Raw genomic sequence first — 8983 nt, 5'->3', positions numbered from 1 at the left:
ATAAGTAGCTGGTCATAATTAAATTAGAAATGGATTTTAGGTTCGATCCCCCCTGCCCCCCTTGATAAGGGGGGTGCCGATAGGCGGGGGGATCTGATAATTTTTAACGCCTACCTACTTAGCTAAAAAAACCCTATCCCTGCTATTCATAGAAAATCTCATCAAAACAAGCTTCTCCCACACTCGCTAAAGTCCTAGCGGCAGCTTTATCAGTTTTCGACTTCTGCACGAGGGTGCGGAATTGCTGTAGATTGTAACGAGCTTGGAATTTTTTAATCGTGCAGTCGCATAGGTCTTTGGCCACATCAGCAGCTAATCCCTCCGCGCGCGCTCTTTGTAAACATTCTTGACGATAACTGTCGAAAGTCGTGGCAGTATTAGAACTTTGGCTAAGGTAAACGGCATTATTAGCCTGTACTGGCAAGGATAAAGCCAATAAACCGATAAAATTTAGTAAATATCTTTTATTTCTCATCATAATCGCTTTTTTAAGCCTGAAATCCCCCACCATATTAGAGAACTGCTGCATAAATTATAGATCGATCGCTCAACTCTTAGGTTCCACTCTTGGCAAACTGCCAACTGTTATGCTAGGATAAGTACTGCTCGATCGGCGCCATCGCCAAGTGGTAAGGCAGAGGTCTGCAAAACCTTTACCCCCAGTTCGAATCTGGGTGGCGCCTTGGTAAATGTCGGCAGTCTTTCTTTTATTACCTTGTCTAAATTAAGGTTTACCAAGGTTTTACCTGATAGGCTGCCACTAGATAACGAAAAATATACTCAACTATCTCTAAATAATTCTCGGTAGTTTCTAGAGACTCACCCCACACCGTCACGCCATGGTAAGAAATCAGTAAAGCGGGAATTTCCGGGGGGAAAGTTGAGAATCTACTCTCTATTTCTGCGGCAATTTTCGGCACATCGAGATAGTTGGTAAAAACTGGCATAAATACTCGAGGATTTTCTACCCAAATACCTAAACCTTTCAACATTTCTAAGGGAGGTAACGATAACTTATCCTCACGAGCAAAACGGGAAACTAAATTCGCTTCTACCGAGTGAACATGATAACAAGCTTGTGCTTGGGGAAAGAGACAATAAATCACCTGATGAATGCTAGTTTCTGCCGAAGGACGATTATCCGGATGAGCTAATTCCCTGACTTTCCCGGTCAGATCCACCCGCACAAAATCCTGTTCTGTTAGTTTACCTTTACTTTTGCCACTGGCAGTAATCCAAAAACTATGATCATCAACTTTAGCGGATAAATTACCCGCTGTGCCGAGCATCCAACCCAGTTGATAAAATCTTCGGGCAGCGGCCACTAGAGATAGACGAGGATCGCTCATGGTTTTTAGGGATATGGTGGATAGGGACTGACTATTATAACAAGTTGAAGCGAGCAGACGACCCACTCGTCAGCAGATTTGGTGAGGATGTCAATCTGGATAATCTCGCTCAAAACTAAAGCCAAGGCAGAATAGGGTGAGGAACCAGTGAGTCAAAAAGAAGATTTAACCGTGGTAAGTAGGTAGGCGTTAAAAATTATCAGATCCCCCCGCCTATCGGCACCCCCCTTATCAAGGGGGGCAGGGGGGATCGAACCTAAAATCCATTTTTAATTTAATTATAACCAGCTACTTAATGTGTTGGGAATGTGTTAGGTTAAAGATAATTGCAGCTTTGATGAATCGAGGGTTGAGCCGTGAATAACAACTTTTTCCGCAGCTATTCTGTCAATGATTCTGGTTTGGGTTGTTTCTTATCTTTGATTTTAGTCGGATTGTTGTTAGGCTCGATCGGACTGGGTTGGTTAGTCAATGGTTTTTTAATTCTCGTGGCATTCCTAATAATTTCCCCTGTGATTGCTTGGGGTATTTTTCGCTGGTGGTTACGACGCAATTTAGTTGAAGATAGCTGTCCCGTCTGCAGCTACGAATTTACGGGTTTTAATCGCACGGAATGTCAATGTCCTAACTGTGGTGAACCGTTAAAAGTGGCAGGGGGTAAGTTTATTACTCTCACCCCTCCCGGTACGATCGATGTACAAGCGATCGAAGTGCCTACCGGACAGTTGGAAGATTAGGGTCAAACCATCACCATCTAGGCACGCGCACCAAACTGAAAGCGGGGGATCTGAATTTTAACAATAACAGCAGTCCCAGCAGGTGAATTGACCAATGAACGAGAATTAAGCCCCAAATAATTGCAAAAATCAAACTACTAACGGCAAGAGCTTTAAAAATATCATTATCGGTCTTTTGATACCAAAGAAGACTAAGGAAGGAAAGCAGTAGGAGTAGAAGCGGAAAAAGTGGGGAGAACATGGGGATCACCATTGGGTGAGGGGACTGTCTTCACACCCATAGCTTATCATTTTCCCTTGACGGCTACGGGTAGCAGCGGCTACATTCCCCCCTATTTGTCATAAATCTTTAGAATCAAATTAAAAAGTTTACGAGCCAATCTTTTAGTCTAAAGGTGGCGCAACAATCATCCTCATTGTAACGCAAAATAGCCGCCAATAAAGTCCGATCTCCTGTTTTTAACCACTGGTCATACCACCAAACGCATTGATCCCCGCTTACTCCTCGATCGCGCCATTGAAAGCCAATCCAGTTAGCGAGGGATTTTAAAGAATAACTTTCCACGGGAAAAGTTACCGAATTAACTACCTGATAGTGCAGATCAAAACAGCGAGAAACTAACTGATTAATCAAAGAAGAAGGGGTTTTATAAAGATAACCTAATCGCTTAATTGTTTCCACTTCGTACTCAGAAAAGTGAAAAATTGGTGCTTGATAATCCTGCATGACTAAGGTTAAAAATTCCTGCCATATCCTGCCTTCATCTTCCGGCTTTTCTGCCAAAAAGGGATAAAATTGCTGGGTATTAACTCGATAATCAACCCGTAAAATCCCCAAAAGATAATCTAAATTTTGTTCTGGTTCCGCTTCGATGTCAAAATAAAATTCAATCTCGGCCCTCGGTAGGGGAGACAAATAAGCAGTTTTGCCGTTGCTTTTGCGAAAGGCCCGATTTTCAATAATTGCTTGGGCCTGTAATTGTAACTGATTAGCCACCTCTAACCCCATCCCCTCCCCCATACGGGTAGGACAGGTAAGCGCCAGGGATTCCATAGTTGAAACCCCCAAAGACTGTAAAAATTGGTAACGACTGGGAGTCACCCCCGGGACTAAAGAAAGATGTTGACTCGCTTGGGCGATACCATAACAGTGACTATACCAATGACATAAACTGCAACGCTGACGCGAGATAAAAACTTCTGGTTCTTGGTGATTAATCACCATTGCGCCGAAATTTTTGATTATTTCCTCTAGTTTAGTTAACCAGAGATTCAATTCCACCCGATAGCGATTATGACGACGTAGGACAATTTCCGCATAACTGGGAAAAACTCCCTGCATACCAGCCAATAAATAGGCGTAAAAAGTAGCCAGCATCTTATATTCAGGCTTAGGACGGCGACCAAGTTGAATATTGAGGGGATAATAAACCCAATCGCCAAATTTCGACTTTCCTGCCTGTTTAATTAATAAATGCGGGGAACCGGTTAAAGAGACGGGATAGCCAGATTGTAAAAGGACTCCGTGATAAATACAGGATACCCCCTGACCCATCAAAGCTTCCGTTTCCCTAGCGGCGGCTAAAATATCCGTGCTGGGAGTAGTCAGGGAACAATAATCGGGATAGGAGTCTTGCAGGACTTTGTTAACGTGAATTTGACTCTCCTGGCGCAATTTAAGCAAAAAATCTCGCTCAGGGTCTTTTTCTTGGCTATTGCCGTAGAGATTTAAAAACGCACGGCGTTGACAACGTTGGTAGTCTAGAAGTAGATCATCGGTCAGTAGCATTCTATCAAGGAGAAAAGTTAAGCTTTCCTGGACCTGTGAGGTAAAGTAGAAAATAATAAACTTAAAAAAAGAAAACATTCCCAACTATGTTTCCTCTACTCTAATACTATTGTGACAATTGTGACTTAATCCGTCGCTAGAATTCTCCGAGTCGGTCGTCAGGAAGTGGGGAAATGGGGAAATGGGGAATTCAACTAAAACCCTAAAACCCCAAAACCCAACACCTTCTAACTGATAACTGATAACTGATAACTGATAACTGATAACTGATAACTGATAACTGACCCCCCATCTCCTCGCTTATGCAGAATTTAGACGAAAATAGCCTCGATTGCGCCCCTAGTAAACCGGATTTAGCCGAACAAAGACAGGAATTTCGGGGACTTAGCAATAAAGTTTATTTTAATTTCGGTGGTCAGGGAACCTTGCCCAAGGCCGGATTAGAAGCGATTATCGATGCCCATAATTTTCTCCAACAACAGGGTCCTTTTTCAGGACGGGTAAATGATTGGATTACCGGAAAAACGGAACTTCTCAGGCAAGAAATGGCTCAGGAGTTGGGAATTAGCCCCAGCACTCTCTCTATCACCGAGGATGTCACTGTGGGCTGTAATATCGCCCTCTGGGGAGTTGATTGGCAAGCGGGGGAACATATTTTACTAACCGATTGTGAACACCCCGGAATTATGGCCACAGTTCGGGAAATTGCTCGTCGTTATCATCTGGAAATCTCCACTTGTCCTATTCGGAAAACTTTAAACGACGGCAACCCCATAGAAGTCATTTCCGCTCATTTACGTCCAAAAACTAGGGTTGTGGTGGTTAGTCACGTTCTGTGGAATACTGGACAGGTTTTACCCCTCAAGGAAATCTCGCAGCTTTGTCATGATAATTCTGTCACCGAACAACCCGTTTTAGTGGTGGTGGATGCTGCCCAATCCGTGGGTTGTTTGCCCTTGGATTTAAGCGCTACTGCCGCCGATTGTTATGCTTTTACGGGTCATAAATGGTGGTGTGGACCGGCCGGTGTGGGGGGATTGTATATTCGTCCCGAAATTTTCCCTAGTTTACAGCCCACTTTTATCGGTTGGCGCGGTATTGAAACAGATAAGCAAGGACAGCCTATCGGTTGGAAACCAGACGCTAGACGCTTTGAAGTGGCCACTTCTGCCTATCCTCAATTTGAGGGTTTAAGGGCAACTATTGCGGTACATAACGCCTGGGGTGATGGGGGACAAAGATACGAAAAAATCTGTCAATTAGCGGCTTATCTCTGGGAAGAATTAAAGACGATTAAGGGGGTGAAATGTTTAAAAAATTCTCCACCGGAATCTGGTTTAGTTTCCTTTCAAATTGACTCGGCCATCACCCCACAAAATTTAGTGCAACAGCTAGAAAAACAAGGGTTTTTACTGCGAACTCTCCTCGACCCCCTCTGCGTGCGTGCCTGTGTTCATTATTTCACTTTGCCCTCAGAAATCGAGCAGTTAGTAGCAGCTATCCAAAAGTTAGTTTAAAATCAGATTATACATGGCGTGGCTCGGTTCGTCGAATAATTAGTGCTAGGAGGGCTAATAACCGTGAACGAAGAACCTATTACCAGAGTCACCTGCGAACAGTGGGCGAAGTTGAAAGGCAAAACGGACTGGGAGAAAGTTAAAGGGATGAGTGAGGCGGAAATTGCCAAAAACGCCCTATAAGACCCCGATAATCCCCCGCTACCGGCTGATTTTTTCGATGAAGTCGTGGAATGCGCCCCGGTTTCCTTGAATCCCTAACCCCCCGATTAAGTAGGTAGGTGGAATTAAATATAAGATGAACGTAGGTTGGGCTTCGGCCGTGAGCTTTTGCCGAACGGTTGAAGCATGAAACCCAACGCCCGACCATGTTACGCTACCGCTAACCCATCCTACAAATAATTGTTCCTCCCTACTTAGTAACTGGATTTAGGGAATATAATCGGGCTGTATTAGCCTAGACTAACACAGCCCAAAGTTACCGTTTAAATGTCCAAATCTGTAAGATTTAAACGCGGTCCGTGGGTTTCGATAAATTCTCGCCGGGGGGCAACTCGATCGCCCATAAGAATCGTAAATAATTCCTCAGCTTTGGCTGCGTCTTCGATTTCTACCCGTTTTAAAGTGCGAGTTTCAGGATTCATGGTAGTATCCCAAAGTTGTTGGGGCATCATTTCCCCTAACCCTTTAAAACGTTGGATTGTGTAGTTAGCATTAGAGGGAAATTCCGCTATCTTTTGCTGTAATTCTCGATCGCTATAGCAGTAGGAATGATTTTTACCGCGTTCCAATTTATAGAGAGGAGGACAGGCGATATATACATAACCTTGGTCAATTAAATTCTTCTGATAACGATAGAAGAAAGTTAACAACAAAGTTCGGATGTGTGCGCCATCCACATCAGCGTCAGTCATTAAAACAATGCGATGATAGCGCAATTGTGAGGGGTCGAAATCTTCTCCTTTAATCCCTAAACCGAGGGCCGTAATTAAGGATTGAATTTCCGTATTTTTGTAGATTTTGGCATCATCGGTTTTTTCGATATTGAGGATTTTTCCCCGCAGAGGTAGAATCGCTTGAAAACGACGATCGCGCCCCTGTTTGGCACTGTTATGGACGAAAACGCCGGAAGCAAGGGCAAAGTTATGGGTGCGAGGAACCTCGATATCATAGACATCGAATCTTGTTTCTAATTGCTCGATCGCCACAACTCGATGATTGTAATTAGCCACCGCTTCTAAGGCTTTATTTTTATCACCATCAAAGTAGCGATCGCAGAAAGAATCAAATCGCAATATTGATTTATCCTGCGTCTGAAGCCGATATTTTTGATAAGCTTCCAAATCAATATAACCTCGATCGATCTCAATTTGTTTTAAGGTCGCTAGGGTTTTTTGATAGTAAGTTTTCTTGATCGTGTTAATTCCCTGCCAACGATTATACCAATCAGCGATCGCATGAGTGAACAACCAAGAATCGGAAGCGGGATTCCAGACCATTTCATAACCGCTAATGGTGATTCCGGGGTCATGAAGAGCGGACAATTTCCGATACAAAGGCATTAAAGCATCTTCTGGAGTTAAAGCCGCAGCAGGTTTATAGCTACCATCTCTTAACAGGAAAAGATGGTCAGGAGTACAAATAATCGCTTCACCATGATCGAGAGTAATTTTAATTACTTCTGCGTCTTTTTTGGTGATGCGGGCATTAATAACTCGTTCAACCCCGATCGTGCCATTGTCACGAATGGTATAACAAAAATGTTCCTTTCCTTGGGCTTGTTCGGTCACTAGCTGTTTAAAACTGAGGTTGCGTCCATCGACAAGGGCGATTTCTGTATCACCATGAAAACAACCGCCAGCGCTGTCCCCTTCGACGATGTAAATTTCTGACTTTTCTGGGTCTCTTTCGCTACAATCAGCCAATTTACCCGGTAAAGGCGAGGATTCCAGAACCGATTTCCGTCGTACTAAGTCCCGGGCCCGTCGGGCCGCTTCCGCCGCTTTGTACGCTTGTACTGCTTTTTCGATAATCGTGTCGGCCACTTGGGGATTTTGTTCTAAGTATTCGTTGAGAGTTTCCCCCACCAGCGAATCAACAATACCCCGCACTTCGGTGTTACCCAATTTGGTCTTGGTTTGTCCCTCAAATTCCGGTTCGGGGACTTTTACGGAAATAACGGCGGTTAAACCCTCACGGACGTTTTCCCCCGCTAGATTAGGCTCGTTTTCTTTAATTTTATTGCGTTTACGAGCAACATTATTTAAAGTACGAGTCAGAACTGCTTTTAATCCTTCTAGATGAGTTCCCCCGTCAATGGTGCGGATATTATTAGCAAAACCGAGAATATTGTCGCTATAGGCATCTATACACCACTGAAACGCCACTTCGATATTAATTCCGTTCTTTTCCCCCGATACATAGATAATATCTTTGTGCAGGGTTTCTTTTTCCCGACACATATAGGCGACGTATTCTTTAATACCCCCCTCATAACAATAGGTTTCGATGTGGGGTTCTTCGGGACGGTAATCGCTAAAGGTGATTTTAACACCCGCATTTAAGTAGGCTAGTTCTCGTAAACGTCCGGAGAGGGTACTGTAATCAAATTCGATGCCTTGGCTAAAAATTTCGGTGTCTGGCAGGAAATTAACCCTAGTTCCCGTTTTTTCCTCTTGACTGGGACTGCTGACCAATTCTGTGACGGGGATACCTCTTTCGTAGCGTTGGATATGTACTTTATGATCGCGCCAGACGGTGACATCGACCCATGCGGAAAGAGCATTAACGACGGAAATCCCGACTCCGTGTAACCCTCCCGACACTTTATAACCACCACTGCCAAATTTACCGCCGGCATGAAGTATAGTGAGAACGGTTTCGAGGGCAGATTTACCCGTGGTGGGGTGGACATCGGTGGGAATACCCCGGCCATCGTCGGTGACGCTGACGGAACCATCGGCCTTGATATCCACTTCGATATGAGTACAGTAACCCGCTAAGGCCTCATCGATCGAGTTGTCCACCACTTCATAGACTAAATGATGTAGTCCCCGCGGCCCAGTCGTACCGATATACATCCCCGGCCGCTTCCTGACTGGTTCTAACCCTTCGAGAACTTGTATCTGTTCCGCGCCGTAGTTACTTGTCATAAAATTTCCCTGAAAAGGCTGTGATCCCTGATTGAACCTAAATGAATAGCAAAATCTTCAAAAATTTTAGCACATAAGGGTTAAAGACTGCTTAAATGCCTTTAGGGAGAATTTTTTGTTGGGGATAGGAGATAGGGAGACATTTTTGTTACAAGCTAAACCACTGGAAGGCAGCAAGGAGAGGAAATTCAATACCGTGTCTTTCTTCCCTGTCATTAGACCTCTTGCATAAATCGGAATTTCCGATGCCTGATTGAATAAAAGTTACAGCCATATTCAGCTTTAGAAAAAAGATCATTTGAAGAGGCTAAAACCCACATTCCGCACCCTAAGTGTCACAACGTCTCGAAAGAGGAAGATGCCTGAGTCAAAATACTTATCTAGAGGAGTGAGTTGGCGGCAAGCTGCCGGCAACTAAGTCGAAAAATTCAGGGTTCCC

Annotated in this window: 7 protein-coding genes and 1 tRNA gene; 3 read left to right on the top strand and 5 right to left on the bottom strand. The window is 44.1% G+C overall.

Annotated elements, in window-relative coordinates:
- Positions 1-142: 142 nt before the first annotated feature.
- Positions 143-478 (bottom strand): hypothetical protein, encoded by a 336-nt coding sequence (locus tag IQ242_RS09790; RefSeq protein ID WP_193959834.1) that lies wholly within the window; start codon positions 476-478, stop codon positions 143-145.
- A gap of 134 nt (positions 479-612) precedes the next feature.
- On the opposite strand from IQ242_RS09790, the gene IQ242_RS09785 reads away from it, so the two are divergent.
- A tRNA-Cys gene (locus tag IQ242_RS09785) sits at positions 613-683 on the top strand.
- A 48-nt stretch (positions 684-731) separates the two neighbouring features.
- Here the strand turns inward: IQ242_RS09785 and mtnB are convergent.
- A complete protein-coding gene (gene mtnB / locus IQ242_RS09780) occupies positions 732-1349 on the bottom strand; it encodes a methylthioribulose 1-phosphate dehydratase (protein ID WP_193959833.1) in 618 nt (205 codons plus the stop codon).
- A gap of 356 nt (positions 1350-1705) precedes the next feature.
- Here mtnB and IQ242_RS09775 point away from each other — a divergent pair, with 356 nt between their 5' ends.
- On the top strand, positions 1706-2086 hold the full coding sequence (locus IQ242_RS09775; RefSeq protein WP_002770018.1) for a hypothetical protein: 381 nt from the start codon (positions 1706-1708) through the stop codon (positions 2084-2086).
- 10 nt (positions 2087-2096) lie between these two features.
- Here the strand turns inward: IQ242_RS09775 and IQ242_RS27080 are convergent, their stop codons facing one another.
- The gene (locus tag IQ242_RS27080) at positions 2097-2339 is read right to left on the bottom strand and encodes a hypothetical protein (protein ID WP_045357690.1); all 243 of its coding nucleotides are present in this window, start codon (positions 2337-2339) and stop codon (positions 2097-2099) included.
- A 102-nt stretch (positions 2340-2441) separates the two neighbouring features.
- Positions 2442-3875: a TM0106 family RecB-like putative nuclease gene (locus IQ242_RS09770; protein WP_193959832.1), complete on the bottom strand. Its 1434-nt coding sequence runs from the start codon at positions 3873-3875 to the stop codon at positions 2442-2444.
- A gap of 302 nt (positions 3876-4177) precedes the next feature.
- Here IQ242_RS09770 and IQ242_RS09765 point away from each other — a divergent pair, with 302 nt between their 5' ends.
- Positions 4178-5392 carry an aminotransferase class V-fold PLP-dependent enzyme gene (locus IQ242_RS09765; RefSeq protein WP_193959831.1) on the top strand — a complete coding sequence of 405 codons (1215 nt, stop codon included), beginning with the start codon at positions 4178-4180 and terminating at the stop codon, positions 5390-5392.
- Positions 5393-5877: 485 nt separating this feature from the next.
- On the opposite strand, the gene gyrB is transcribed toward IQ242_RS09765, so the two are convergent.
- Positions 5878-8544 (bottom strand): DNA topoisomerase (ATP-hydrolyzing) subunit B, encoded by a 2667-nt coding sequence (gyrB, locus tag IQ242_RS09760; RefSeq protein WP_193959830.1) that lies wholly within the window; start codon positions 8542-8544, stop codon positions 5878-5880.
- Positions 8545-8983 lie beyond the last annotated feature (439 nt).

The sequence above is a fragment of the Microcystis sp. LEGE 08355 genome (genome assembly GCF_015207185.1).
In the GTDB taxonomy this organism is placed as follows: Bacteria; Cyanobacteriota; Cyanobacteriia; order Cyanobacteriales; family Microcystaceae; genus Microcystis; species Microcystis panniformis.
Note: the sequence above shows the minus strand (reverse complement) of the source record. Positions and strands in the feature narration are given on the sequence as shown.